Genomic DNA, 24,855 nt, shown 5'->3' with positions numbered 1-24,855 from the left:
CTCCGTGGTGGGTCGGCTATGGGAAACTCGAGCCGGCCCGCCATATCCCTAGGAGCGGAGGTTATGCCAAACCACAAAGCGTAGCCTCCGGGACACATCGGTTACTGCACTCACCAGGAGATTCCATGGAGGTTTCATATGGGCATATTTTCGTGGATCAGGAGACACATCGTTCAGACCGGCGGCTCGAGGTGGCCCCTGGTGCTGCTGGCAGGGATCGCGCTTTTCGGTTGCCGCCCAGCCGAACCAACCCCGTCGGATGATGAGCCCGCGTCTGCCGCGCAGGTGAGCGTGACAGGCGTCGATAAAACCAGCTTCAACGCCACTGGCAGCACGGTGAAGTTCGCGATCTCCGGCGAGACCCTCGACACCGCGCCGGGCAGCGTGCTGGTGCTGCACAACGACGCCAAGGTCCCCGACGCGGCAGTCCAGGTCACGAGCACCGAGGTCACCCTCCCCTCCGTCGCCGAGGAAGGGCTCAACGAACTCACCCTCATCGCCCGCGACAGCAAGGGGCTGGGCATCACCTACGAGACCCGCTTCTGGGCTGGCAGCCAGAGCCTCTTGGTCCAGGTGGTGAATCAGGGCGGCCAGCCCGTCACCGACGCTGCTGTGACCATCCGGCTCAACGACGATCAGAGCGTGCGCGCCCAGGCCACGAGCGGCGGAGGCCAGGCGACCTTTACCAACCTCCCCGACCGAACCTTCATCCTCGAGGCCAAGGACAGCAGCAACCGCTTCGCCTCGCTGGCCGCCATCATCGGGGATTCGCCCAAGCTGGTGCTGAGAGGCTTTGACCCACCCAGCGCCGTAGACAACAACGACTTTAGCCAGGGCACCAATGGCTGGAAGCTGGATACCGACGGGGATGGAAAGGCTCCGGTAGAGATCGTTCCCCACGTGGAAGGGAGCATCAGCAGCATGCCCGCCAGCGCGGCAACCCTGCCCCGGCTCGAGCGGAGGCCAGGTTTCATCGCTCCAGCCCCCTGGACGCGAGCCGCAACCGCTCCCCAGGCTGACGACATGGACCTAGTGCTCAACACCTCCGGCGAAGGGCCACAGTCCATCTCCCGCACCTTCACCATCAAGCCGGGAACCAAGAACGTCACGGTGCGCTACCGCTTCATCACCAGCGAGGTGCCCGGCGGCTATTTCGGCACCAAGTACAACGATTACTTCAGCGTTTCCATCCGCAGCCAAAAAGGTGGCGGCGCGGTCGCGGAGAGCAACAGCATGAACGGGCTGGGCCTGTCGGCCTTCGACGCCAGCGGAGCGACGGCCTGGCGGGAGCAGGACCTGCCGGTGGACGAAGAGGGCGACACCATCCAGGTGGATCTGACCGTGGCCAACGTGGCCGACGACCTCCTGGACTCCCAGGTGGTAATGGACATCGTCGAGGAGAAGAAGCTCAAGATCACCAAGCTGCAACTCAACGACATCGACAACACCGCGCTCCAGTACCTGAGCACCTCGGCGCACACCTACTTCAGCGGTAACACCCGCATCCACGGCACCATCACGGTCGAGGGAGCCAAGGACGACTCGCTTACCTCGCTGGAACTCGAGGTGCTCGAGGGAGGCGCGGTAGTGGCCAGGGCCAACCTGGCTGCCGGGGCCCAGGGAACCCTGCTCACCACCTTTGGCGACGACGAGAAGGTGGAGATCACCAACTCGCAACTGCTCTTCGAACTCCCCTCAGCCCAGGCCGCCGCCGTCAACCAGCAGAACAACGGCAACCTCACCCTGCGCGCGCGGGCCAAATCCCAAAATGGCGAGGAGGCCACCAAGGAGTCCGGTGCGGTGCAGAAGCTAGTGCGCTACACCGGCAACAACCGCTACGGTGGCCGCGACGAGGGGGTGGGGGGCGATGATTGGGTCAAACCCAGCGTCAGGACCGTGATCGAGCACTTCGCCGGTCTTACCTGGGGCGACTTCAGCAACATGAATGGAGGGCAGTTCGCACCTCACCAGACCCACAACGACGGCAACGATGCCGACGGCTGGTTCAACGGCTACAACGCGCGGGACGCCGCGACCGCCCAGACCATCCTCGGCCACCTCAACGACGCCACCTACGGCTCGCGCATCCTCACCGTCTACGTCACGTACCAGCAGGCTAACGGCAACGCCTTCTGGGAGGCCATCCGGGACGTGACCCTCAACGACGGGCGGCAGGCGCGCGACGTGATTCGACCCCTAGGAGGACACACCACCCACTTCCACTGGATCGTGTCGGAATGAATCCAGTCCCGATCGCCCACCCCTGGGGCGCACACGATAGCAAGTGGTCCATCGAAGCCCGATCTGGGGATCTCCCAGTGCGACGGGAACAGAAACTGGGGCGAAGCAAGGTGGTCTGCGATGAAGCAACTCCTCGCACTCCTGGCGCTGGGTTCGCTGGCCCAGGGGGAAGGAGCCGGTCGGATCAGCCGGGCAGTGCTGTCGGCCAGCAGGGAGGGGCCTGACGCCAGGGTATTCCCCGCGAGCCTCGAGAAGCTCTGGCTGCGGCTGGAGCTCGAGGGAGTCCCCCCGGACACCCCACTCACCTGCGCCTTTCTGGCCGAGAAGGCCCAGGCAGCCCCGCCGGAGCACGAACTCGACCAGGCGAGGCTCGAGGTGGGCGGCCTGGTCAACCGCGTAACCTGCAACCTGAACCGGCCCCAGCAGGGCTGGCCGCCAGGGGCCTACCGGGTGGAGGTATACCTGGGAGATGGCCCAACCCCCACGCTGCAGATCCGCTTTCAGATCGTACCCTGAGGGTCGTCGGCGACTTCTTCGGAAGCCCCCCTCAGCCCGCCACCAGGGCGCTGGCCTCGCGGGTTTCGAGCTGGTTATAGAGGGGCCGGGCGATGAAACCACCGCCTAGCAGCCGGTTTCCCTGGTAGAGCACCATGCTCTGCCCCGGCGTCACGGCGAACTGCGGCTGGGAGAGCCTCACCTGCATCCGGCCATTCTCGAGCCACTCGAGCCTGCCCGGCACGGCCCTGGTGCGGTAGCGCACCTGCACCTCCAGGGTCTCGGGCAACTCCTCGGCTTCGACCAGCAGGTTGACCTCTCTCGCCTCGAGGCCCCCCCACAAGCAGGCCTCGCGCGGCCCCACGATCACCTCGTTGGTGGCGACGTTGACCCGTACCACGTAGCGCTCGAGGTGGGTCTTGAAGAGCCCCAGGCCCTTCTTCTGCCCCACGGTGTAGAACTGCGCCCCGTGGTGCTCCCCGATCACCTCGCCGGTCTCGAGGTCCACCAGCGGCCCCGGCCTGGCGGTGAGGTGATCGGCCAGGAAGTCCTTGAGGTTGCCCTGCACGAAGCAGATGTTCTGGCTCTCGGGCTTCTTGGCGGTGGGCAGGCCGAAGCGCTCGGCCAGCGCGCGCACCTGCGGCTTCTCCATGTGCCCCATCGGGAAGAGCATGTGGGGGATGGCCTCCCTGGGCACACCCCACAGGAAGTAGGTCTGGTCCTTGCGCGGATCACCCCGCAGCAGGGCATTCCCCTCGCGGATGACGTAGTGCCCGGTCGCCACGTAGTCGCAGCCCAGCATGCGGGCCTTCTTCAGCAAGGAGTCGAACTTGACCCGCGTGTTGCAGTTGACGCAGGGGTTAGGGGTCTCCCCCGCCTGGTATCCCGCGATGAAGGGATCGATGATCTTCTGTTGGAACTCCTCGCGATAGTCGAGGAGGTAGAAGGGCACCCCCACGATATCCGCCACCCGCCTCGCCTCGTAAGCGGCATCTGGCGAGCAGCAGGTCTCGAAGCAGTCGTCCTTCTTGCCGTCAGGCCAAAAGCGCATCATGGCCCCGATCACCTCGTAGCCCTGCTCCTTGAGCAACGCCGCCGAGACCGAGGAGTCCACCCCCCCGGACATGGCTACGAGCACGCGAGCCTTACCCACAAGGATTAAGTCTACCCGATGGCTTTAGGAAGTAGGGCACACTTCCAATTCGTCGGTAGCTGATGGTCGATAGTCGATAGCCAAAAGCGAAAAGCGTATGGCTTGTGGCGTGTGGCTCGTGGTTTGTCGAGAGTCGAGGGCCAAAGCCTCTCGCGTCTTGCGTCTCGTGTACGACGTAGGACGTACGACCCATGCTCGGCGTTCAGCGTTTTGCGTACGACATCATTCACGCCACCGGAACCGCCTCCGGCTTCTTCTCCCCGATGGCCGCTTTGGTGCTCTCGATGGCTACTTCGATCATGTCGTCGGTGGGCTCCTTCACGGTGAGCATCTGGAAACGGAAGCCAAAGCCACGCAGCAGGCGGGAAAAGGGGTCGCCGTGGCTGGCGGTGAAGCGCAGCAGTTCGAAGGCCACGCCGGCCACGATGGGCAGGAACAGCACGCGGGCCCCCAGACGCCAGGCTATGTTGTCCTGACCCGGTAGCACGCTGTAGACCACGATGCTCGCCAGGATCACAAAAGCGATGAAAGTGGTGCCGCAGCGGGGATGGTAGGCCGGTTGGGCCCGCACGTTCTCAACGGTGAGGGGCAGGTCTCGCTCGTAAGCCGCGATGGCCTTGTGTTCAGCCCCGTGGTACATGAAAAAGCGCTTGATGTCGGGCAGGCGGCCAATGAACAGCAGGTATCCCACCAGGATGGAAGCCTTGAAGACCCCGGCCAGGGCGTTGTACCAGACCGGATAACGCGCAGCGTCGATGATGAAGCCGGAAAGCAAGCCCGGTAACACGATGAAGATCAGGACCCCGATGACTGCCGAGACAGCCATGGTGGTATAGAGCGCCCCTTTGGAGAGTTGCTCCTCCTCTTCCCCAGCCAGCTGCGCGCTGCGCGAGAGTGCGCGATAAGACACCGACATGGCGTCGAACAGCGCGACCACCCCCCTCAGCAGGGGCAACCTGGCCCAGGCGTACTTCTTGGAGAGGGCGATCTCCTCGTGGCGCTCGGTGTGAATCTGGCCGTTGGGCAAGCGCACGGCCAGGGCCCAGGCCTCGGGGGACTTCATCATCACCCCCTCGAGGGCTGCGCTGCCGCCGAGGGTATTCTTGGGGTTGGCCTGGGCAGTAAAAGCCGCACCCACACGGGCCCAGAAGCTCAAAGCCGCTTCATGCAGGGAAGGCCGTGGAAGCGCGAAGGGCGATTTCGTCCTCATCCGTTCGATTATACGCATCCGATTTTGAGGAAAAAGCCAGGGTAATCTCAGCTTTCTCTCAAAATCGCTGTGGTATGCTCCCGAAGTATGGAAATTACAGTTAAATCCGCCCGTAGATATGTGGACGAGATACCTGCCCCGCTGACTGTCGCCGGATATTGGGGCGGTGAACTCACCGAGGAGGCCAAAAAGCTCGATACCAAGAGCGGGGGGCAGCTCAGCCGGGTCCTCGACGAGCTCAAATACAAGGGGGAATTTGGCGAAACCCTGTTGCTGCCGCTGGGGGAGCAATTCGTACTGCTGTTTGGGCTGGGCCGCAAGCGCGGGGTGAGCCTCGAGACCGTGCGGCGGGCCGGGGCCAAGCTGGTACACGAGATCACCCGTCTAGGCTTCAAGGAAGCGGTCACAGAGACTTTCTTGGCCGAGAAATTCGGGAAAAAACAAGCCAGCTATGCCCTGGCCGAGGGGGCCCTGCTTGGCGCTTATGAGTTCAAGAAATACAAATCCGATCCGGAAATCAAGAAACTGCGCCTGTGGTTGGCGCGCTCATCCGGGCCGGCGGTAGACCGGGCCGAGATCGTAGCCGAGGCCGTCAACTACGCCCGTGACCTGGTCAACGAGCCCCCCAACGTCCTGACCCCTGCCGAGCTGGGCGAGCGGGCCAAGGAGCTGGCACGGGAGGCGGGGCTCGAGGTCGAGGTCTGGGATGAGCGGCAGATCCAGCAGGCGGGGATGGGAGCCTTCTACGGCGTGGCCCAGGGTTCGGTGAACCCTCCACGCTTCATCCAGCTTACCTACCGGCCCCAGGCCAAGCCCTCCAGGGTGGTGGCCCTGGTGGGCAAGGGCATGACCTTCGACACCGGGGGCTATTCCCTCAAACCCAGCGAATCCATGCTGACCATGAAGTGTGACATGGCCGGAGCCGCCGCCGTGCTGGGCACCATGCGGGCCATCGCTCGGCTCCAACCCGACTGCGAGGTGCGTGCTTACGTGGCGGCTGCCGAGAACATGATCTCAGGGACAGCATACCGCGTCTCCGACGTGCTCAAGAGCCTTTCGGGCAAGACCGTCGAGGTGCTCAACACCGACGCCGAGGGTCGCCTTACCCTGGCCGACGCCATCACCTACGCCGACCGCGAGGGCGCCGAGTCCATTATCGAGCTCTCAACGCTGACCGGTGCCTGCGTGATTGCCCTGGGCGACAAGGTGGCGGGGATGTTCAGCACCGACACCCGGCTGGGACGCGAGGTACAAGAAGCAGCCGAGCGCGCCGGGGAAAAGGTCTGGCCGATGCCTCTGGAAGAAGAATACCGTGAGATGATCGTCTCGAACACTGCCGACCTCAAGAACGTGCACGGGCGCAGCCGCCACGGCGGAGCCATCGTGGCCGGGCTGTTCCTGGCCGAGTTCACCGAGAAGCCGCTGGTTCATCTCGACATCGCCGGGCCCGCCTACAGCGAGCGCCCTCACCCGCTGGGACCGGCGGGAGGCGTGGGCTTCGGGGTGCGCACCCTGGTCGAGTTGCTAAGCCCCAGCCCTCTGAACGAGGAATAGTCCCACAAACAACAAGGGGCACAGCGCGCTGTGCCCCTTGCCATCGGTGCCGCATCTACTGGCAGTTGGGGCACACCCCACGCAGCTCGAGGCGGGCATCTTCGATGAACCAGCCCGTACGCGACTCAACGGCCTTCTTGACCGGCTCGGGATCGAACTCGGGCAGGTCCTTGGCCAGCAGGTCCTCGATGGTGCCACATTGCACGCAGAACAGGTGGTGGTGCTTCTCGGTAAAGCCGTCGTAACGGGTGTTGCCCTGCTGGTCCTTGAACTCCCACAACAAACCCGCGTCGCGCAGCACCTGGAGGTTGAGGTACACGGTAGAAAGACCAATGGCGTACCCCTTCTTCTTCAGGCTCTGGTACAGCTCCTCGGGGGTGGGGTGGGCGTTCTTCTTGTCCAAGAAGGACAGGATGCGCTCACGCGGCATCGTGTGGCGCAAGCCCACGGTTTTCAGCCGACTGCGGAAAGTATCGCGTTCTTTTGTTCTAGCCATCTGTCGTCCCTCCTATGGGTACCAATCTGAGTATAATCCAGTTTGCTTCAAAATGCATGTTCAGCAGCACATGAGGCTTCTCGATTGCATAAACTCAGAATCGAGTCATATGCATGCCTAAGGCCGCTTGGTCCAGGTTTATATCAGGAAGCTGGTTTATACTGAGAACACCGTGGAGCGGCCCGTCTACCGAGTTCTTCATCTGATTTTCGCCCTGGGTTCGTTGCACATGCTGGGCCTGATCGGCCTCGAGGCCAAGCGTTTTCTCGATCTCCGCCAAGAACGCGCGCTGACCCAAGCTCACATCAACGATCTAAAAAAGCGCGTCGCCGCCCTGGAAGCCGATATCGCCGCGGCCCAGACCACCGAGTACCGCGAGGCCATGGTGCGCCGCTTAGGCTACGTCAAGAAGGATGAGGTTCTCAATGCCAGATAGCATCGCCGAGCGCTTCCTCGAGGACGAGGGACTGTCTGAGGGCCTGACCGACCAGCAGGCCCATGAGCTGGTGGACTGGCTGATCTCGATTGCCGAGGAGCTGGGCGAGCCTGCTTACGTCCCCCAACTGCAGCGCCTCGGGCGGGAGATCGCGAGGATTTCCCGCGACTATGGGGTTCCCGTCGAAACCCTTATCGATTTGGTGGAGATAGCCTGGGAAGATCCCGACGCTCCCCCCAACCCCGTAATGCGCGCGTAAATCCCCCGTGAACCGGCGTGGCCCGTTGCCGGGACTTCGATGAGAAGCCCGTGCTACAGGCGTTAATCAGGGGCTTGTGATTTTATAACGCCCAAATAACGCTTCGAGCAGTAGGCTTGGGGCATGGTGGGGGAAGTCGTTCGTAGCCGTGCGCGAAAGCTGATGTGCCTGGGAGCGCTGGCCCTGGGGCTTTCGGCCACGGCGCTCCTGCCGAGCCCTTCCAGCCTGGCCCCCTCGCCCAGCCTCGAGGTGCGCGGTTCAAGCTGGCGTCCCCACAAGGCCAACAACAACCGGGGAGGCCTTTCGCTGCGCAACCTCTTGCTGCCCGAACCTCTGGCTACCGCCAGTACCACCGTTGCCTCGCGTTTCATGGTTTTCGAGCGAGAGCATCCCAGGGCTTGAGTCATCCCACGGTGAGCTCATACCCTTTTCTTCGAAGGCATAGGCCCCTAAAAAGGCACCACCGATTCACTTTGAGCCCCGTTGCCGCCCTGCTGGCCAAACAGCAGCGCTTCGCGGTCGGGGATCAGGCGGGCCTCGAGCCAGTCCAGTGTCCTGAGGGCCCCCAGCGCCTCCTCGCTCACCTTGATGCCCCGAGCCTCGAGCCAGGCCCAGCAATCGGCCCCGTGCACGCGCATCTGGAGGGGGAGAGTGCCCGCGTGCTCGTCGAGGATGCTGTAGAGGTCGCGCATCTTGTCGTCGTCGAGGATGGCGATATCCAGTACCAGTTCCATCACCCTGGGCACGCCCTCGAGGTCGTGATAGGGGAATACATCCTGAGCCACCACCCGCAAGGTCTCCCCCTCCCCGTCCGGCTCCACCTCGGCTACGACCAGCACCGGGGCATCCTCGCGTAGACGGGGGGAAACCCGGTCGTAGGAGCGGCCAAAGCTCACCACCTCCACCGCGCCGGTCTCATCGCCCAAGGTAAAGCGGCACATCATCCCACCCGACTTGGTAGGCTTGCGCACGATGCCCTCTACCAGCCCCGCCAGCAACAGCTTGACCCGGCCCTTTCCGCCGCGCTGGCTGGCGTAAAATTCGGGCAGTTCCTCGATGGTGCAGCTCGCGGCCTCGCGCAGCCCCTCGTAGCGCTGGAGCGGGTGGCCGGTGACGTAGATGCCCAGGGCTTCCTTCTCGTAGCGAAGCCGGGTGATCTCGTCCAGCGGGGGTACTTTGGGTAGGGTGGGCTCGCTGTGGGCATCGGCGAAGAGGCCCATCATGCCCGAACTCGCGCTCTCGCGCTCGGCCTGAGCCCACTTGAGCAAGTCGTCGAGGGCGCTGAGCATCTGCCCGCGCTCGCCCAGATCGTCAAAAGCCCCGGCCTTGATCAGCGATTCCACCACCCGCTTATTGGCCACGCTGGAATCCACCCGCTTGAGGAAGTCCGGCAGAGACTTGAAGCGTCCTCCCCGCTCGCGTTCGCGGATGATGGCCTCGGTGGGCGCTTCCCCCACGTTCTTCACCGCCGAGAGTCCGAAAAGCACGTTCTGCCCCTCGGCGCTGAAGCTGAAGGAGGAGCGGTTGATGTCCGGCGGCAGTACCTCCACCCCCATCCCCCTGGCCGCGCGGATGTACTCGGCCACCTTGTCGGAGTCGTGGCGTTCAACGGTGAGCAAGGCTGCGTGGAACTCCACCGGGTAGTGCGCTTTGACGTAGGCGGTCTGGTAGGTCAGGATCGCGTAAGCAGCGCTGTGTGACTTGTTGAAGCCATAGTTGGCGAAGGCCTCGAGCAAGTCGAAGAGTCGGTCGGCCTCCTCCTCGGGGATGCCCTTTTCCGCCGCGCCCTTCTTGAACTGGGCGCGGTGCTTGACCATCTCCTCCATCTTCTTCTTGCCCATCGCCCTCCGCAGCAAATCGGCCTCGCCCAGGCTGTACCCGGCGGCTGCCGAGGCGATCTGCATGATCTGCTCCTGGTAGACAGGGATGCCGTAGGTTTCGCGCAGGATGGGCTCGAGGTACTTCGCGGCGTTGGGGAACTGCGGGTATTCGACGGGCTCGCGCCCATGGTGGCGGCGGATGTAGGTGGGAATGTTCTCCATGGGGCCGGGCCGGTACAAGGCACCCAGCGCAATGATGTCCTGGATGCGCCGGGGCTTGAGCCCACGCACGGTGGAGGTCATGCCCGCCGAGTCGAGCTGGAAGATGCCCTTGGTCTCGCCACGCCCCAGCAGCTCGAAGGTCTTCTCGTCGTCGATGGGGATGGTGTCGTAGTCGATGTCGATACCCTTGGATTCCTTGACGATCCGCTTGCACTCATCGAGGAAGGAGAGCGTGCGCAGCCCCAGGAAGTCCATTTTGAGGAAGCCCAGCGCCTCGACCGAGCTCATGTCGTACTGGGTGACCTTGCCCTCGCCGTCGCCCGCCCGCATCAGGGGAATGTGGTCCATGAGGGGCACGTCGGAGATCACCACGCCCGCCGCGTGCACGCTGGACTGGCGGTTGAGGCCCTCGAGCTTTTGCGCGACCTCGAGCACCCGCCTGACCAGCGGGTCCTTCTCCATCTCGGCCCGCAGGTCGGGGATGGTTTCGATGGCCTTCTCCAGCGGGGTGGGCTTGCCGAAGACCACCGGGATGAGCTTGGCCAGCTCGTCGGCCTTCTTCACCGGCAGCCCGAAGACCCGCGCCGCGTCCTTGATGGCGGCCTTGGAGGCCAGGGTACCGAAAGTGCCAATCTGGGCCACCATCTCGTCGCCGTAGCGCCGGCGCACGTACTCGATGACCTCACCGCGGCGGACGTCGGAGAAGTCGGTGTCGATGTCGGGCATCGAGACGCGGGCCGGGTTGAGGAAGCGCTCGAAGAGCAGGTCGTAAGCCAGCGGGTCGATGTTGGTGATGCGGGTGGCATAGGTGACTAAGCTCCCCGCCGCCGAGCCGCGCCCCGGCCCCACGCTGATCCCGTTGTCCTTGGCCCAGTTGATGAAGTCTCCCACGATGAGCAAGTAACCGGGGAAGCCCATGCGCTCGACTACGGTGAGCTCGTAGACGGCGCGGGAGAGGATCTCCCAGGGCCCCCACTCGATACCCTCCCTGAGTTCGGGCAGGTGGGCGCGGGCGGCCTCGAGGTCGGGCAGCTCGGCCAGGGCCTTGGCCAAGACTTCACCATCGCCGTGGGGCACCGGCCGGTCCAGCTTACGCAGGAACTCGCGGTAGAGGTCGTCGGTGATCTTGTCGGGGTAGCGCTTGAGGAGGCCGCTGAAGGTGAGTTCGCGGAAGTAGGTCACCTCGGTGCGCCCCTCGGGCAGAGGGTACTTGGGGATGCGGTACTGCACCTTCTTGGGCACGAGTTCCACGTTGCACATGCGCCCGATCTCGAGCGAGTTGTCAAACAGCTCGTCGAAGCGCTTGCCCCACAGCTCGCGCTCGTCCTCGAAGGTAGAGCGCATCTCCTCGGGGGTCTTGACGTAGAACTCGTCGCAGGGGAACTTCCAGCGGTTTGGGTCGTCCCAGGTCGCTTTCGACTGTACCGCCAGCACCACCGCGTGCGCCTCGGCGTCCTCCTTGCGCACGTAGTGCCCGTCGTTGGTCGCCACGATGCCCAGGCCGTACTTGTCGGCGAACTCCTTGAGCACCCGGTTGACCTTGTGCTGCTCGCTCAGGCCGTGGTCCTGGATCTCGATAAAGTAGCGCTTGTCCCCGAAGATCGAGAGGTACTCCAGCAGGCGCCGCTCGGCCTCCTCGTGGCGCTCCTGGAGGATGAACTGGGGAATCTCGGCCCCCAGGCAGCCCGAAAGGGCGATGATGCCCGCGTTGTGCTCGCGCAGGATCTCGCGGTCGATGCGGGGCTTGCTGTAGAAACCCTCGAGGTAGGCGCGGCTCGCGAGGCGGCAGAGGTTCTGGTAACCCTCGAAGTCCTTGGCCAGCAGCGTGAGGTGGAAGTAGCCCCCGTCGAGGCCCTTGCCCTGCTTGCGGTCGAAGCGGCTCTCGGCGGCCACGTAGGCCTCGTAGCCGATGATCGGCTTGACCTCGGCCTCGGTAGCGTACTTGTAGAACTGCACGGCCCCGAACATGTTGCCGTGGTCGGTCATGGCCAGCATGGGCTCCTCGGGGCTGACCTTCTTGACCCACTTGATGAGGTCCTTCAGGCGCGCCGCCCCGTCGAGCAGCGAGAACTGGGTGTGCTGGTGGAGGTGGGCGAATTTACATACGGGGCAGTTATCTGCTTCGTGAGCTTTCCGATTGGCAAAGGGATTCAGATCTTCGGCTGGCATTACGTCCAAAGCATAAGCCGCCGACATCCGTTTGGAAAGTCACCGGCCCCCAATGTGAGTCCCGGCCCTGGTCAGGGGCTGGGCCTTAGACGCTCGAGCCCCGCAGCACCAGCACTGGCGTAGAGCAGTTGTGCAGTACCTTGTCGGTCACCGAGCCCATCAACACCCGCTCGATGCCCTTGCGACCATGGGTCGCCATCACCACCAGGTCGTGCTCCTTGGCGGCCTCGAGGATCGCCGGGACCGGGCTATCCTCGACCAGCACGGCCCTGGCTCTCACGCCCTGAGCGGTGGCGATTTCCTTGATCTGGGCCAGGGTCTTCTCGCTCTCCCGGCGGTATTGCTCCAGCGCTTGCTCGATCTGTTCAGGGGGTTCGGCGCTGTAGGCGGGCAGCAGTTCGTAGGGGTTTTCCAGGGCGTAGAGGATGGTCACTTCGCTGCCCATGAGCCGGGCGACCTCGAGGCCCTGCTCGAGGGCGTTGCGTCCGAACTCGGTGCCATCGGTGGGGATGAGGATGCGCTTGAACATAAGCCAACTCCTTCTCGCCGCGTCGTTCTGGCGAAGGCACTTCACACGGAGCGGCGCTCGTGGCTTTACCCTAGCCCAGCTCTCCTAGGACAAGTGCCCTTGAGCCGGTTGGGGTTCCTTACCCTAAGCTGACAATTTCCTGACAGCACCACGGCTACACTGGATTCCAAGATGCCGCGCTTGCTTGTGGTCGAGGACGAGCCCGCCGTGCGCATGGGTTTGCGGCTGAGCCTCAGCCGGGCGGGTCATCAGGTGCTCGAGGCCGCCACCGCCAGCGAAGCCTGGCCGCTGGTGGAGCAGGCCGACCTGGTGCTGCTGGATTGGATGCTGCCCGACGAACCCGGAGTCAGGTTGCTCGAGCGCCTGCGCTCCGACAGCCGCTACGAGACCCTGCCCGTGCTCATGCTCACCGCCCGCAGCGGCGAGAGCGACCGGGTCGAAGGGCTCACGCGGGGCGCCGACGACTACCTGACCAAGCCTTTCTCGACCCCTGAGCTGCTGGCGCGGGTGCAGGCCCTGCTGCGCCGCTCGGGCCGGAGCGGGCGCATCGAGCGGGGCGCGCTGGTGCTCGACCTCGAGCGCCACCAGGCCTACCTGCACAACGCTCCCCTCGACCTCACCCGCCGCGAGTTCGACCTGCTGGCCTTCCTGGCCCGGCATCCGGGGCGGGTCTACACCCGTGAGGAACTGCTGGAACGGGTCTGGGGACAGGAGTTCATGGGCACCGCCCGCACCGTGGATCAGCACGTGGCCCAGTTGCGCGAAAAGTTGCAGGAAAACTCCAAGAACCCGCTCTACCTCGAAACCCTACGCGGAGTAGGGTATCGTTTTCGTGAGAGCGCATGAACCACCTGGTCCAGCCCCGCAAATACCCGACCCTCCTGCGACGTGCAGGGTGAGGGGTGGCTGGCGTGGAAGCCGTGGCCAGCCTCAAAGCCCTCGAGCGCGCCTGGGAAGAGGCGCGTGAGGGCGTGCTGCTCCACGCCGAGGAGCGGGTCATCTACCTCAACCCCGAAGCCGCAAGGCTGCTGGAGGTAACCCGCGAGAGGGTGCTGGGCAAGCCCCTGCTGCTGGCCCTGCGCGACCACCGCCTCGAGTTGCTCTGTCGCAGCGGCGGCCAGGTCCGGCTCGAGCTGCGCGGAAGGCATCTGTGGGCCAAAGCCCTCCCCGGAGTGCTGCTCCTGCTCGATCAGACTGCCGAGAAGCAGCGCCTGGAGGCCCTGGAGGAGTCCAGCCGGGTGCTGGCCCACGAGTTTCGCACCCCGGTAGCGGGCATGCTCTCTCTGATCGAAGCCCTGCAACAGGGTCTGGCGAAGGAGCAGGAGCGGGAGGTGTTGGGGTTGCTGCTGCAGGAGGCCCAGCGTTTGCGGCGGCTGGTCGAGGACCTCCCCCTGACCCGCCTGCCGGGTCAGGAGCGCACCTTCGCCCTCGAGGAGCTACGCCCCCGGCTCGAGCGCTTCCTGGCCCCCCAACTCGCCGAGCGCAGCGCCTGGATCACCTGGAACACTCCGCACACGGTCTGGGCCAACCCCGACGCGGTGTACCAGGCCCTCCTGAACCTGCTCGACAACGCGCTCAAGTACGGCCCCGGCGGGGAGGTCATCGTCGAGAGCAGCCAGGACGAGCGGGGGGTGTGGCTCGAGGTGCGCGACTTCGGCACCCCCCTCGGCGACTACGAGCCATTGTTCCAGCCAGGCAAGCGCGGCTACCACGCCGCCAGCGTGCGCGGCTCGGGGCTGGGGCTGGCCCTGGTGCGCCGCCTGGCCGCGGGCTGGGGTGGCCAGGCCTATGGCAAAGCCTGGGAGGGGGGCAATGCCTTCGGTTTGCAGTTCCCCCTACGATAGGGGCTGATAATCTTCGTGGAGGTTTTTATGCGTGAAGCCTTAGACCGAGAACTCGCAAGACTCACCCAGGAGAGCATCCGCATGGTCTCTCTGGTGCGCGAAATGGTGCAGAAAAGCGCGAAGGCCCTCGCCGAGCAGGATCCCGGCTTAGCCAATGAGGTTATCGCTCAGGACAAGAACGAGGTGGACCCCCTCGAGCTCAAAATCGAGAACGACATGATCGTCCTGATGGCCCGCCAGGGGCTCGTCGCCAGCGACCTGCGCTTCGCCATGACCATCATCAAGTCCCTCACCGACCTCGAGCGGGCCGGGGACTACGCAGCCCACGTGGCCGAGGACGTGATCGTGCTGGCCAAGGAACCGCCGCTCAAGAACTACGTGATCCTGCCCGAGATGGCGCACCGCCTGGCGGCGATGCTCGATCTGATCGCCAAGGCCATGGCCGAGCGCGACCAGGAAGCTGCCCGTGAGGTCCTGCGCCGCGACGACGAGGTGGACGGGATGTACGAGTCGGTGACGCGGGAGTTGCTGACTTACATGATGGAAGACCCCCGCACCATCTCCAAAGCCCTCACCCTCATGCGTATCGCCCGCAGCTACGAGCGCCTGGGCGACCACCTGGAAAACATCGCCGAGCGCATCCTCTACTGGCTCACCGGGCGCATGGAGAAAAAACCCGAGGACGTCCACGGCTAGCCTGTAGGGCGAAGGGGGCGGGGCTCCTACGCCTCAGGGGCAGCCCCGCCCTTAGCATGTTGGCGTGAACGCAGCTCGCAAGTGGTTCCTCCGCATCCTCTCGTTCACCCTCGCCTGGGCGGTCGCCGTGGTCCAGGCCGTCCTCACGATCCTGGACGTCATCAAAACCCCGCCCCAAATCGCCGTAGCCGTGGATCTAGCGGTCCTGCTCGGCGGCTGGGTGAAGGACTGGCTCGAGGCACGGAGGTAGCGGGTATAGCCGTCAGCTATCAGCGGTCAGCCGTCAGCAAAAGGCCCGTGGCGTGTGGCTCGTGGTAAACCCCTCCCCGCGTGCGGGGAGGGGCTATCCCCCCAACCCCCCTTGCTAAGGGGGATAAACAAAGGGCGTCTTGCGTTTGACGTTCGGCGTCTCGCGTACGACGTAGGACGTACGACGTACGACCTCAAATGTGAATCGGCTTGTCGTACGCCGCCATCGCCGCCTCCTTGAGGGCTTCGGCCAGCGTGGGGTGGGCGTGCGAGACCCGGCCAATGTCCTCTGAAGAAGCCTTGAAGGTCATGGCGGTGGCGGCTTCGGCAATGAGGTCGCCCGCGCGGGGGCCGATGATGTGGACCCCCAGCACCCGGTCGGTCTGGGCGTGGGTAAGCACCTTGACGAAGCCCTCGGTGTCACCCATGGCCCGCGCCCGCCCGTTGGCCTGGAAGGGGAAGCTGCCCTTCTTGTAGGGAATACCCGCTTCCTTGAGCTCCTCTTCGGTCTGCCCCACCGAGGCGATCTCGGGGTGGGTGTAGACCACGTTGGGCACGGTGTTGTAGTCCACGTGGCCCCAGCCCGTGACCATCCCCTCCACGGCGGCGATCCCGTCCTCCTCGGCTTTGTGGGCCAGCATCGGCCCAGGAATCACGTCGCCGATGGCATAGATGTTGGGGACACTGGTCTGAAAGTGTTCGTTGACCGGGATGCGCCCCCGGCTGTCGGGGGTGATGCCCACGGCCTCGAGTCCCAGCCCGTCGGTGTTGGGCACCCGGCTCGCCGCCAGCAGCACCTTGTCGGCGGTGAAGGTCTCGCCGCCTTCGACCTCGACCACGCCCTTGCCGTCCTTGACATAGGCCCGCGTGACCTTCTGCGAGGTGCGGATGTCGAGGCCCTGCTTCTTGAAGACCTTTTCGGCGGCGCGGGAAATCTCGCCGTCCATGCCCCCCAGGATGCGAGGCAGGTACTCCAGAACCGTCACCTTCGAGCCCAGGCGGCTCCAGACCGAGCCCAGCTCGAGCCCGATCACCCCGCCCCCGATCACCACCATGGTCTCGGGAACCTGCTCGAGCGCAATGGCCTCGTCGGAGGTGATGATAGTACGGTAATCGACCTCGACCCCCTTCAGCATGGCCACCTTGGAGCCGGTAGCGATGATGCAGCGCTCGAACTCGAGCTCGGTCTGGCCTTGGGGACCGTCCACCACGAGCTTGTTGACCGAGACGAAGCGGGCGTGGCCCAGGTAACGGGTGACCTTGTTCTTCTTGAACAAGAAGCTCACCCCGTCGGTGTTGGCCTGCACCACCTTGTCCTTGTGGGCCATCATGGCGGCGAGGTCCAGGCTCACGTCCTGGAACCTCACCCCCACCATCGCGCCCTTTTTGGCCTGGTAGAACTTCTCGCTGGCTTCCAGTAGGGCCTTGGAGGGAATGCAGCCTACCCGCAAGCAGGTGCCGCCCAGGGCCTGCTCCTTCTCCACGCAGGCCACCTCGAGGCCCAGTTGTGCGGCCTTGATGGCAGCCACATAACCGCCAGGCCCCGCACCGATGACGACGAGTTGATGTTTTGGCATAGTCGCTTCGCTCCGCTAAACGCCGAATGCCGAACGCCAAACGCCTTTCCCCTGATCGCGTTTTGCGCCTTGCGTTTGGCGTCTTGCATCTTCAGACTTCCAACGCCAACCGTACTGGGTTCTCGATGAGTTCCTTGATCCGCTTGAGAAAGGTCACCGCCTCGCGCCCATCGACGATGCGGTGGTCGTAGGAGAGGGCCAGGTTCATCATGGGGCGGATCACCACCTGGCCATTCCTGACTACCGGGCGCTCGACGATGGCGTGCATGCCCAGGATGCCTACCTGGGGCGGGTTGAGGATGGGGGTGGAGTTCAAGGAGCCGTAAATGCCGCCGTTGGTGATGGTGAAGGTGCCGCCCATCAGCTCCTCGGGCTTGATCTTCTTCTCACGCACCCTCACGCCGTAATCGGCGATGACCGCCTCGATCTGGGCCATGGAGAGCTTGTCGGCGTCGCGGATCACCGGCACCACCAGACCCTCACCCCCGCCCACTGCGATACCGATGTCGTAGTAGCGGTGATAAACGATGTCACCGCCGCGAATCTCGGCGTTGAGCTGTGGGATCTCCTGCAACGCCTGCACCACGGCCCTGACGAAGAAGCTCATGAAGCCCAGCTTCACGCCGTACTTCTTCTGGAAGCTCTCACCGTATTCCTTGCGCAGATCCATCACCATGCCCATGTCGGCCTCGTTGAAGGTGGTGAGCATGGCCGTGTTCTGCTTGGCCGCTAGCAAGCGCTCGGCAATGCGGCGCCGCAGCGGGGTCATGGGTACCACGTCGTCCTTGCGCTCAGCTGGGGCCTTGGGAGTGAGGGGCACTGTGGGCGCAGGGGCGGGGGCCGGAGCAGGCTTGGTGGCAATGGCCTGCTGGACGTCCTCCTTGAGGATGCGCCCGCCGGGGCCGGAGGGCTGCACCTGGGCCGGGGTGATGCCGCTTTGGGCCATCAGGCGCTCGGCAGCAGGCATGGCGATGGGCTGGGCGGATTGAGGCTGAGCTGGGGCCGGTTGTGGGCTGGGCGCAGGCTGTGGGGCGGCTTCGGAGCGGGCCACCGGGGCTGCACCCTCCTCGAGCATCGCCACCACGTCGCCCACCTTGGCCACGCCAGACGAAACCAGAATCTTGCCCAGCACGCCGTTTACCGGTGAGGGTAGCTCGAGGGTGGCCTTGTCGGTGACGAGTTCCACCAGCGGCTCGTCGACCTTCACCGCCTCGCCTTCCTTCTTGAGCCACTGCCCGATCTCCACCTCGGTAATGGATTCGCCCACGGCGGGCACTTTGAGTTCTACGGCCATCGTGAATCCTCCTAAAGCTCTGTTAGTTTATCGCTGTTTGACTCGAGTCGCTTGGCGTACGGGATAAACCCCGGCTACTGCGCCGGGGTTTTAGGGGCTCAAAGGCCGAGGGCCTCCCTGACCAGTTGCTCCTGTTCGCGCTTGTGTACCTTGGACGAGCCAACGGCTGGGCTGCTGGACTCGGGGCGGGCGATGCCCTCGAAGGCATGCCCGTAAATGAGGTGGCCAAAGCGGGCTTTGAGGAACCACCAAGCTCCCATGTTGCTGGGCTCTTCCTGCACCCAGTACACGGGCACCTTCTTGCCGAAGGGCTCGAGCGCCGCCGCCAGCTCCCCCTCAGGGAAGGGGTAGAACTGTTCCAGGCGCACGATGGCCACGTCCTCCTTGCCTGCAGCCTTGCGGGCGGCCTCGAGGTCGTAGAAGACCTTGCCCGAGCACAGCAGGACGCGCGAAACCTTCTTCGGATCGGCCCCGGTGCTGTCGGGCAGTACCCGCCGGAAACGGCCTTTGGTGAGCTCTTCCAGCGGCGAGACCGCCTCGGGGTTGCGCAGCAGGCTCTTGGGCGTCATCACGATGAGGGGCTTGCGCCACGGGCGCTTGACCTGGCGACGCAGCAGGTGGAAGTACTGCGCGGGGGTGGAGGGGTAAGTCACCTGCATGTTATCGGTAGCGCACAGCTGCAAGAAGCGCTCGAGGCGGGCGGAGGAGTGCTCCGGACCGCCCCCTTCCATGCCGTGCGGCAGCAACATCACCAGTCCCGAGAGGCGGCTCCACTTGGCCTCGGCGGAGGCGATGAACTGGTCGATGATAACCTGGGCGGTGTTCACGAAGTCGCCGTACTGGGCTTCCCAAATCACCAGCCCATCGGGGGCGTCGAGGCTATAGCCATACTCGAAGCCCAGCACCCCGGCCTCGGAGAGGGCCGAGTTGTAGAGCTCGACCGGAGCCTGCCCCTCGACGAGGTGCTGGGCGGGGATGTAGCGCCTGCCGGTCACCGTATCGGTGTAGCCGCCGTGCCGCTGGGTGAAGGTGCCCCGCACCACGTCCTGACCGCTCATGCGTACCCGGTGTCCCTCGGCGGCGAGGCTGGCGAAGGCCAGCGCCTCGGCGGCGGCCCAGTCCAGAGGCCGCTTGCCCTCGCCCATCTCGGCGCGGCTCTGCACGAAACGGCTCAGCTTGGGGTGCAGGTTGAAGTCCTCGGGTAGCGTGGTCAGGCCCTTCATCAGCTCACGCAGCCTCTCGAGCGCCACCCCCGTGTCCACGTCGGGAGTGCCATTTTCAGGGCCGCCATGATAGCCGTTCCAGATGCCCCCGCCCGCGTGCGGACGGACGGTGGAAGGCGTGCTGCGCACTTCGGCGAAGGCCGCATCCAGCTTGGCCTGGTATTCCTGGGCCATCGCCTCGGCCTCGGCTTTGCTCAGCACCCCGGCGGCCTCGAGCTTGGGGAAGTACCCCTGGAAGGCCGGGGGCTTGCTCGAGATGATCCTGTACATCTCAGGCTGGGTGAACGCGGGTTCGTCGGTCTCGTTGTGCCCCCGGCGGCGGAAGCCCACCAAGTCGATGAACACGTCGCGCTTGAAAGCGGCGCGGAACTCCATGGCCATCACCACGGCAGCGTAGACGGCATCCGGGTCCTCGGCGTTGACGTGGAAGATGGGGCTTTCGATCATCTTGGCGATCTCGGTGGAGTAGCGCCCGGCGGTGTAGTCGCTGGGATCGGTGGTAAAGCCCACCTGGTTGTTGAGGATCACGTGCAGCGCGCCCCCCACGGTGTAGGCCTTGAGCCCAGAGATGTTGAGCGTCTCCTGCACGATGCCCTCGCCACTGAAGGCCGCATCCCCGTGGACTACGACCAGCAGGCCCTTCTTGCGCTCGATGTCGCCGAAGCGGTCCTGCTTGGCCCGCAGGCGGCCCATCGCCACCGCACCCACGAACTCCAGGTGTGAGGGGTTGAAGTTGAGCGAGATGTGCAGCGGCCCGGAGGGGGTCTGGATGTCGTTGGAGTGGCCCAGGTGGTACTTCACGTCCCCGTGATACCCCTCGGGGAATTGCTCCTCGAACTCCAGGAAGATATCGCGCATGGGTTTGCCCACGATGTTGACCAGCACGTTGAGCCGACCCCGGTGGGCCATCCCCATCACCACCTCAGTCACCCCCTGGCGGGCCGCCTGCTCCATGGCCAGATCCAGCAGGGCGATGATGGCTTCAGAGCCTTCGGTGGAGAAAGTTTTAGCGCCCAGGTACTTCTTCTGCAGGAACTCCTCGAACAGCGTGGCCTGCATCAGGCGCTCGTAGATGCGTCTTTGGGTGGAAGCGTCGGGCTGAGGGAAAGTCCCGTCTTCAATGCGGGCCTCGATCCAGTAGCGCACCTCGGGGTCATCGAGGTGACCGATCTCAATGCCCATGCTGCCGGTGTAGCGCTCCTTCAGGCGTTGGACGGCCTGCCCCAGGGTCTCGGCCCCGCTCACCAGGCCGGGCGGGATGGGGCGCTCGAGGTCGGCGATGCTCAGACCATGGTAGCTCAGCTCGAGTTCAGGCACCGGGGGACGCGGGCGGCCCAGCGGATCGATCCGGGCAGCCAGATGGCCGCGCTCGCGGTAGGCCCAGATCAGCCGGGTGGCCTTGAGCAGGAAATCGGCCAGGTCGGCGGGCAGGGCCGCTGTGCCTGCCGGGGCAGCTAAGCCATTGCTCAGCCTGCCATCGGCTAGGGTTCTGGCAAAATAGCCCTGCCACTCAGGGCTGACGCTAGAAGGGTTTTGCTGGTAATCGTTGAAAAGGGCCTCGAGGTAGGCCAGGTTGGCGCTGTCCACCGCTCGCTCCATACACTCACCAATCGAAAAGTTTACTCCCTTTTTCATATGTGCAAGGTGAAACGGGGCGGTTTGGGTGTAGGTACACCCTCAAGCCCACCCCCGCTACGCCCGCACCCTGTGGTTTCAAGCAAATTTAGTGTACACCGCATCCACGGCCCTGGCAGCCTCGACGTCCAGGGAGGTGATGCCTCCTTGGGAGTGGGTCACGTAGGCTACCAGCACCTTCTTCCACCCGATGCCCAGCAGATCGGGGTGGTGGTCCTTCTTCTCAGCCAGCAGCGCGATCCGCAGGGCGAAGGCCGCCCCGTCGGCATAGCTGGCGAAGGTATAGGTCTTCTCGAGCCTTCCGCTCACCACCGTCCAGCCCGGCAACTCGGCGAGGGCCTGGGCGATTTCCTGGTCACTGAGTTTCATGCCCCTCGAGTTTAGCCCCCATCCCCCGCAGGCTGTGTGGACGGCGGTACAAGCTAGTGCAGCGGGCAGGAAACAGGTCTTGCTTCCAGCGTACGTCCCATTCGCTCTTTACCTGGCTGAAAGCCCTGTGCTATATTGCTCGCTGGCGTTCTTTGCGGAAGGCCCCCGATCCTTTTGCCAAAGAACAAATCTCAACCCCCGCTGTTGGTAGGCAGCGGGATCAGGAGAACCCAAAGTGTTCAAGACCTACGTTCCCCAAGAGCGCGAACCCGACTGGGTCGTGGTGGATGCCGAGGGCCAGACCCTAGGCCGTCTGGCTTCGCAAATTGCCCGCGTGTTGCGCGGCAAGCACAAGCCTGACTGGACCCCCAATATGGCCACCGGCGACATCGTGGTGGTGATCAACGCCGCTAAGGTGCGCCTGACCGGCAGCAAACCCCAGACCAAAGTCTACACTCGCTACACCGGCTACCAGGGCGGCCTCAAGAAGGTCGTGGCTGCTGAAATGCTGGCCCACAAGCCCGAGAAAGCCATCGAGCATGCCGTCAAGGGCATGCTGCCTAAGGGTCCGCTGGGTTACTGCATGTTCCGCCGCCTCAAGGTCTACGCCGGACCGACCCACCCCCACCAGGCCCAGAAGCCCACCAAGCTGGAGGTCAAGTAATGGAGCAGTACTACGGCACTGGCCGTCGTAAAACCAGCGTGGCGCGGGTCTTTCTGCGCCCCGGCAAAGGCAAGGTTACCGTCAACGGCCTCGAGTTCCAGGATTACTTCGGCAACCTCGTGAAGGCTGTGTCGGCCCTCGAGCCCCTGCGCGCCGTGGACGCCACCAACCGCTTCGACGCCTACATCACCGTCGAAGGCGGCGGCAAGAGCGGCCAGGTCGACGCCATCAAGCTGGGCATCGCCCGCGCACTCGTCAGCTACAACGCCGACTTGCGCAGCAAACTCAAGCCCCAGGGCTTCCTCACCCGCGACCCTCGCGAGGTCGAGCGCAAGAAGTACGGCAAGCACAAAGCCCGTCGTGCGCCGCAGTACTCCAAGCGTTAAGCGGCCGAGAACTGCGAAACCCTCCCATGCGGGAGGGTTTTTCGTTTGATGCCGTATGGCCGATGGCCGATCCCGTTACTCGCCCTTTGCTGACGGCTAATTTCAAACAGCCTCGAGCGCCAGCGCGGCAGAGCCCCCTGTGCCGTGGCAGATCGCCGCCAGGCCCCGGCTCTTGCCGTGGGTGTGCAGGGCGTGGATCAGGGTGGTGAGGATGCGGGCTCCACTCGCGCCGATGGGGTGCCCCAGCGCGATGGCCCCGCCGTGAACGTTGAGTTTGTCCATCGGCACGCCCAGCAGTCGGTGGAAGAGGATGTTGTTGAGGGCGAAAGCCTCGTTGTTCTCGAAGAGGTCGAAGTCGGAGACCTGCATCCCCAGCTTGCCCAGCAGCTTCTTGACCGCGGGGACCGGAGCCTCGGGGAAACGCCAGGGCTCCCCGGCGGCCCAGCTCGAGCCCAGGATGCGGGCAATGGGCTTGAGGCCGTGCTTCTGGAGGGCTTCGCCACTCGCCAGCAGCAGCGCCGCCGCCCCGTCGGAGATCTGTGAGGAGTTCCCCGCGGTGAGCACGCCGTCCTTCTTGAAGGCCGGGCGCAGGGCTCCGAGGGACTCGAGGGTGGTCTCGGGCCGCACGCCCTCGTCCTTGCTCACCACCTCTACCCCCTTGCGGGTCTTGACCTCCACCGGCACGATCTCCCGGCTGAAGTGGCAAGCTTCCGTCGCCTGAGCCGCGCGCAGGTTGGAGTGCAGCGCCACCTCGTCGAGTTCGGCGCGACTCACCCCGAACTCGGCGGCCAGGCGCTCGGTCTGCTCGCCCATGGCCTCGCCGGTGAAGGGATCGGAGAGCCCGTCGCGCTGGAGGATGTCCTGCAACTGCTCGGGGGCCCCGGCCAGGTACTTGTAGCCCCAGCGGGCCCGGCTGCTGAGGTAGAAACCGGTCTGGGTCATGGATTCCATGCCCCCCACCAGCACCAGCTCCGCATCGCCGTTCTTGATCGCCAGGGCACCGTTGGCAGTGGCCTGCATCCCCGAGGCGCAGACCATGTCCACGGCGTAGCCATCAACGCTGCTGGGAATTCCTGCCTTGAAGGCAGCCTGGCGTGGGGGTAGCTGGCCGTGCCCGGCCCTGAGCACCTGCCCGAAGACGAACAGGTCGAGGTCGCTTCCCTGCACCCCGGCCTTCTCGAGCGCCGCCTTCATCACGTGGGCCCCCAGATCGACCGGGGAGAAGTCCTTCAGCGCCCCGCCGAACTTCCCGATGGGGGTTCGAACTGCCGAAACCACAAACACTTCGCGCATGATCGCCTCCTCGCTATATGCTATGGTATTTGAGCGGCAAGTTGTAAAAACGTTACATCGAGGGGCCTGAAACACATCCGAGTTGTAAACCCCTCTGCCCCCCTCTAGAATCGGGGTAGTTCACGCCAACGTCAAACTCACGAGGGGGTCGGATGGGCAGGTTGCTCGCGCACGCCACAGGGATCGTCCTTTTAGCTGCGGGGGAATTGTGGAGCCTGGCCCAGAGCACGGCCAGCCTCGAGATCGTCATCAGCGGCCTGCCCCAGGGGGTGGACGCCGCCGTAGTGCTCACAGGACCGGGCGGAACCCGCCTTCGCATCGTAGAGAGCGTGCTGGTCAGCCAGCTCGGCAGCGGCAGCTACGCCCTCCGCGCCGATCGCGTCAGCGCCGGGGGGGAAGTGTACGCCCCCAGCCCGGCTTCGCATAACCTCACGCTGGTAGCTGGTCGGCGTTACCGGGTGGAGATCAGGTACAGCCGTGTCGCAGGCGACACGGCTGCGGGCACAATTCTCGAGCTGGGGCAAAGCTGGAAGCAGGGAGGTCTCGAGCTCACCCTTAGGCTGCTGCGAACCAACCCCGACAGCATCCTGCTCGAGGTGACCCTCACCAGTCGCAGGCAGGGCGACTTGGTGCTCAGACTCACTCAGGACAACTTCAGCGCCAGCAGCAACCTGGGCCAAGCGCTCAGGATACGCCCCGTGGGCGGCAGCTTCGTGGTTCCTCCTGGGCGCTCCACGCGGCTGGGCTACCTCACCCTCATAGCCGACCTGGCCGACCCCGGCCTCACCGAAATCATCGTCGTGGTAAGTGGAATCTCCAGCATCGAGGAGGCCCGGTGGCGAATCCCCATCGAGAAGTGATGCCCTTAGCTGGATCTTCGCCCAACGTTCACACTCATGGGCTACCCTGTTCCCAGGACTCAGGCTGGATGCCGAAGGAGGAAGCAGTGGAGAGTGAACAAGCAAGACGGTGGACCCGACGCAAGTTTCTCTGGGTAGCCCTGGCCACTCCCCTCCCGCTGGCCCTGGCCCAACCCAGCCC

Annotated in this window: 23 protein-coding genes; 13 read left to right on the top strand and 10 right to left on the bottom strand. The window is 64.5% G+C overall.

Going from position 1 to position 24,855, the window contains the following annotated elements; translation table 11 throughout:
- The first annotated feature begins 138 nt into the window (after window positions 1-138).
- Both Mrose_RS05020 and Mrose_RS05015 read left to right on the top strand, forming a co-directional pair.
- The gene (locus Mrose_RS05020; protein ID WP_147371574.1) at window positions 139-2,241 is read left to right on the top strand and encodes a hypothetical protein; all 2,103 of its coding nucleotides are present in this window, start codon (window positions 139-141) and stop codon (window positions 2,239-2,241) included.
- Window positions 2,242-2,361: 120 nt separating this feature from the next.
- The gene (locus tag Mrose_RS05015) at window positions 2,362-2,757 is read left to right on the top strand and encodes a hypothetical protein (protein ID WP_119276332.1); all 396 of its coding nucleotides are present in this window, start codon (window positions 2,362-2,364) and stop codon (window positions 2,755-2,757) included.
- Window positions 2,758-2,788: 31 nt separating this feature from the next.
- Here Mrose_RS05015 and mnmA read toward each other — a convergent pair whose 3' ends face one another.
- Both mnmA and Mrose_RS05005 read right to left on the bottom strand, forming a co-directional pair.
- Complete coding sequence (gene mnmA, locus Mrose_RS05010; protein WP_119276331.1) at window positions 2,789-3,889, bottom strand: tRNA 2-thiouridine(34) synthase MnmA; 1,101 nt, start codon at window positions 3,887-3,889, stop codon at window positions 2,789-2,791.
- Between the two features lie 226 nt (window positions 3,890-4,115).
- Entirely contained in the window at window positions 4,116-4,955 is an 840-nt protein-coding gene (locus Mrose_RS05005) for a DUF1385 domain-containing protein (RefSeq protein ID WP_245969562.1), read from the bottom strand.
- A 231-nt stretch (window positions 4,956-5,186) separates the two neighbouring features.
- Here Mrose_RS05005 and Mrose_RS05000 point away from each other — a divergent pair, with 231 nt between their 5' ends.
- The gene (locus tag Mrose_RS05000) at window positions 5,187-6,653 is read left to right on the top strand and encodes a leucyl aminopeptidase (RefSeq protein WP_119276329.1); all 1,467 of its coding nucleotides are present in this window, start codon (window positions 5,187-5,189) and stop codon (window positions 6,651-6,653) included.
- A gap of 55 nt (window positions 6,654-6,708) precedes the next feature.
- Here the strand turns inward: Mrose_RS05000 and Mrose_RS04995 are convergent, their stop codons facing one another.
- Window positions 6,709-7,149 carry a Fur family transcriptional regulator gene (locus Mrose_RS04995; RefSeq protein ID WP_119276328.1) on the bottom strand — a complete coding sequence of 147 codons (441 nt, stop codon included), beginning with the start codon at window positions 7,147-7,149 and terminating at the stop codon, window positions 6,709-6,711.
- Between the two features lie 172 nt (window positions 7,150-7,321).
- On the opposite strand from Mrose_RS04995, the gene Mrose_RS04990 reads away from it, so the two are divergent.
- The 3 genes from Mrose_RS04990 (at window position 7,322) to Mrose_RS04980 (ending at window position 8,246) form a co-directional block, all read left to right on the top strand.
- On the top strand, window positions 7,322-7,585 hold the full coding sequence (locus Mrose_RS04990) for a septum formation initiator family protein (RefSeq protein ID WP_119276360.1): 264 nt from the start codon (window positions 7,322-7,324) through the stop codon (window positions 7,583-7,585).
- Window positions 7,575-7,844 carry a hypothetical protein gene (locus Mrose_RS04985; protein ID WP_119276327.1) on the top strand — a complete coding sequence of 90 codons (270 nt, stop codon included), beginning with the start codon at window positions 7,575-7,577 and terminating at the stop codon, window positions 7,842-7,844. The genes Mrose_RS04990 and Mrose_RS04985 overlap by 11 nt, the downstream gene beginning before the upstream one ends.
- Before the next feature lie 123 nt (window positions 7,845-7,967).
- A complete protein-coding gene (locus Mrose_RS04980; RefSeq protein ID WP_119276326.1) occupies window positions 7,968-8,246 on the top strand; it encodes a hypothetical protein in 279 nt (92 codons plus the stop codon).
- A 47-nt stretch (window positions 8,247-8,293) separates the two neighbouring features.
- On the opposite strand, the gene dnaE is transcribed toward Mrose_RS04980, so the two are convergent.
- Both dnaE and Mrose_RS04970 read right to left on the bottom strand, forming a co-directional pair.
- Entirely contained in the window at window positions 8,294-12,055 is a 3,762-nt protein-coding gene (gene dnaE / locus Mrose_RS04975; RefSeq protein ID WP_119276325.1) for a DNA polymerase III subunit alpha, read from the bottom strand.
- 85 nt (window positions 12,056-12,140) lie between these two features.
- Window positions 12,141-12,584 (bottom strand): universal stress protein, encoded by a 444-nt coding sequence (locus Mrose_RS04970; protein ID WP_119276324.1) that lies wholly within the window; start codon window positions 12,582-12,584, stop codon window positions 12,141-12,143.
- A 171-nt stretch (window positions 12,585-12,755) separates the two neighbouring features.
- Here Mrose_RS04970 and Mrose_RS04965 point away from each other — a divergent pair, with 171 nt between their 5' ends.
- The 4 genes from Mrose_RS04965 (at window position 12,756) to Mrose_RS04950 (ending at window position 15,374) form a co-directional block, all read left to right on the top strand.
- The gene (locus Mrose_RS04965) at window positions 12,756-13,430 is read left to right on the top strand and encodes a response regulator transcription factor (protein WP_119276323.1); all 675 of its coding nucleotides are present in this window, start codon (window positions 12,756-12,758) and stop codon (window positions 13,428-13,430) included.
- Window positions 13,431-13,486: 56 nt separating this feature from the next.
- Complete coding sequence (locus Mrose_RS04960; protein ID WP_420808333.1) at window positions 13,487-14,428, top strand: sensor histidine kinase; 942 nt, start codon at window positions 13,487-13,489, stop codon at window positions 14,426-14,428.
- Window positions 14,429-14,455: 27 nt separating this feature from the next.
- Window positions 14,456-15,124 carry a phosphate signaling complex protein PhoU gene (gene phoU / locus Mrose_RS04955; RefSeq protein WP_119276322.1) on the top strand — a complete coding sequence of 223 codons (669 nt, stop codon included), beginning with the start codon at window positions 14,456-14,458 and terminating at the stop codon, window positions 15,122-15,124.
- A 64-nt stretch (window positions 15,125-15,188) separates the two neighbouring features.
- Window positions 15,189-15,374: a hypothetical protein gene (locus tag Mrose_RS04950; protein ID WP_119276321.1), complete on the top strand. Its 186-nt coding sequence runs from the start codon at window positions 15,189-15,191 to the stop codon at window positions 15,372-15,374.
- A gap of 193 nt (window positions 15,375-15,567) precedes the next feature.
- Here Mrose_RS04950 and lpdA read toward each other — a convergent pair whose 3' ends face one another.
- The 4 genes from lpdA to Mrose_RS04930 all read right to left on the bottom strand — a co-directional run bounded on the left by lpdA (window position 15,568) and on the right by Mrose_RS04930 (window position 21,471).
- Complete coding sequence (gene lpdA, locus Mrose_RS04945) at window positions 15,568-16,950, bottom strand: dihydrolipoyl dehydrogenase (protein WP_119276320.1); 1,383 nt, start codon at window positions 16,948-16,950, stop codon at window positions 15,568-15,570.
- Window positions 16,951-17,041: 91 nt separating this feature from the next.
- A complete protein-coding gene (gene odhB / locus Mrose_RS04940; protein WP_119276319.1) occupies window positions 17,042-18,244 on the bottom strand; it encodes a 2-oxoglutarate dehydrogenase complex dihydrolipoyllysine-residue succinyltransferase in 1,203 nt (400 codons plus the stop codon).
- A gap of 98 nt (window positions 18,245-18,342) precedes the next feature.
- On the bottom strand, window positions 18,343-21,066 hold the full coding sequence (locus Mrose_RS04935) for a 2-oxoglutarate dehydrogenase E1 component (protein WP_119276318.1): 2,724 nt from the start codon (window positions 21,064-21,066) through the stop codon (window positions 18,343-18,345).
- Between the two features lie 114 nt (window positions 21,067-21,180).
- On the bottom strand, window positions 21,181-21,471 hold the full coding sequence (locus Mrose_RS04930) for a 4a-hydroxytetrahydrobiopterin dehydratase (RefSeq protein WP_119276317.1): 291 nt from the start codon (window positions 21,469-21,471) through the stop codon (window positions 21,181-21,183).
- Between the two features lie 235 nt (window positions 21,472-21,706).
- Here Mrose_RS04930 and rplM point away from each other — a divergent pair, with 235 nt between their 5' ends.
- Both rplM and rpsI read left to right on the top strand, forming a co-directional pair.
- Entirely contained in the window at window positions 21,707-22,135 is a 429-nt protein-coding gene (gene rplM, locus Mrose_RS04925) for a 50S ribosomal protein L13 (protein WP_119276316.1), read from the top strand.
- Entirely contained in the window at window positions 22,135-22,521 is a 387-nt protein-coding gene (rpsI, locus tag Mrose_RS04920) for a 30S ribosomal protein S9 (protein ID WP_119276315.1), read from the top strand. The genes rplM and rpsI overlap by 1 nt, the downstream gene beginning before the upstream one ends.
- A 102-nt stretch (window positions 22,522-22,623) precedes the next feature.
- Here rpsI and Mrose_RS04915 read toward each other — a convergent pair whose 3' ends face one another.
- On the bottom strand, window positions 22,624-23,814 hold the full coding sequence (locus Mrose_RS04915) for a thiolase family protein (RefSeq protein WP_119276314.1): 1,191 nt from the start codon (window positions 23,812-23,814) through the stop codon (window positions 22,624-22,626).
- Between the two features lie 152 nt (window positions 23,815-23,966).
- Here Mrose_RS04915 and Mrose_RS04910 point away from each other — a divergent pair, with 152 nt between their 5' ends.
- Window positions 23,967-24,674 (top strand): hypothetical protein, encoded by a 708-nt coding sequence (locus tag Mrose_RS04910; RefSeq protein ID WP_147371573.1) that lies wholly within the window; start codon window positions 23,967-23,969, stop codon window positions 24,672-24,674.
- The last annotated feature ends 181 nt before the right edge of the window (window positions 24,675-24,855 follow it).

This window comes from Calidithermus roseus (assembly GCF_003574095.1).
Classification (GTDB): domain Bacteria; phylum Deinococcota; class Deinococci; order Deinococcales; family Thermaceae; genus Calidithermus; species Calidithermus roseus.
This window is presented reverse-complemented; position numbering and strand designations above follow the sequence as displayed.

Excerpts from the sequence above, each read along its gene's own strand:
- Mrose_RS04930 (WP_119276317.1), bottom strand. The coding sequence starts at position 21,471 with ATGAAACTCAGTGACCAGGAAATCGCCCAGGCCCTCGCCGAGTTGCCG.
- Mrose_RS04910 (WP_147371573.1), top strand. The coding sequence starts at position 23,967 with ATGGGCAGGTTGCTCGCGCACGCCACAGGGATCGTCCTTTTAGCTGCG.
- Mrose_RS05020 (WP_147371574.1), top strand. The coding sequence starts at position 139 with ATGGGCATATTTTCGTGGATCAGGAGACACATCGTTCAGACCGGCGGC.
- Mrose_RS05015 (WP_119276332.1), top strand. The coding sequence starts at position 2,362 with ATGAAGCAACTCCTCGCACTCCTGGCGCTGGGTTCGCTGGCCCAGGGG.
- lpdA (WP_119276320.1), bottom strand. The coding sequence starts at position 16,950 with ATGCCAAAACATCAACTCGTCGTCATCGGTGCGGGGCCTGGCGGTTAT.
- Mrose_RS04965 (WP_119276323.1), top strand. The coding sequence starts at position 12,756 with ATGCCGCGCTTGCTTGTGGTCGAGGACGAGCCCGCCGTGCGCATGGGT.
- Mrose_RS05000 (WP_119276329.1), top strand. The coding sequence starts at position 5,187 with ATGGAAATTACAGTTAAATCCGCCCGTAGATATGTGGACGAGATACCT.
- Mrose_RS05005 (WP_245969562.1), bottom strand. The coding sequence starts at position 4,955 with ATGATGAAGTCCCCCGAGGCCTGGGCCCTGGCCGTGCGCTTGCCCAAC.
- Mrose_RS04995 (WP_119276328.1), bottom strand. The coding sequence starts at position 7,149 with ATGGCTAGAACAAAAGAACGCGATACTTTCCGCAGTCGGCTGAAAACC.
- dnaE (WP_119276325.1), bottom strand. The coding sequence starts at position 12,055 with ATGCCAGCCGAAGATCTGAATCCCTTTGCCAATCGGAAAGCTCACGAA.
- rpsI (WP_119276315.1), top strand. The coding sequence starts at position 22,135 with ATGGAGCAGTACTACGGCACTGGCCGTCGTAAAACCAGCGTGGCGCGG.
- odhB (WP_119276319.1), bottom strand. The coding sequence starts at position 18,244 with ATGGCCGTAGAACTCAAAGTGCCCGCCGTGGGCGAATCCATTACCGAG.
- Mrose_RS04985 (WP_119276327.1), top strand. The coding sequence starts at position 7,575 with ATGCCAGATAGCATCGCCGAGCGCTTCCTCGAGGACGAGGGACTGTCT.
- phoU (WP_119276322.1), top strand. The coding sequence starts at position 14,456 with ATGCGTGAAGCCTTAGACCGAGAACTCGCAAGACTCACCCAGGAGAGC.
- Mrose_RS04915 (WP_119276314.1), bottom strand. The coding sequence starts at position 23,814 with ATGCGCGAAGTGTTTGTGGTTTCGGCAGTTCGAACCCCCATCGGGAAG.
- Mrose_RS04935 (WP_119276318.1), bottom strand. The coding sequence starts at position 21,066 with ATGGAGCGAGCGGTGGACAGCGCCAACCTGGCCTACCTCGAGGCCCTT.
- Mrose_RS04980 (WP_119276326.1), top strand. The coding sequence starts at position 7,968 with ATGGTGGGGGAAGTCGTTCGTAGCCGTGCGCGAAAGCTGATGTGCCTG.
- Mrose_RS04970 (WP_119276324.1), bottom strand. The coding sequence starts at position 12,584 with ATGTTCAAGCGCATCCTCATCCCCACCGATGGCACCGAGTTCGGACGC.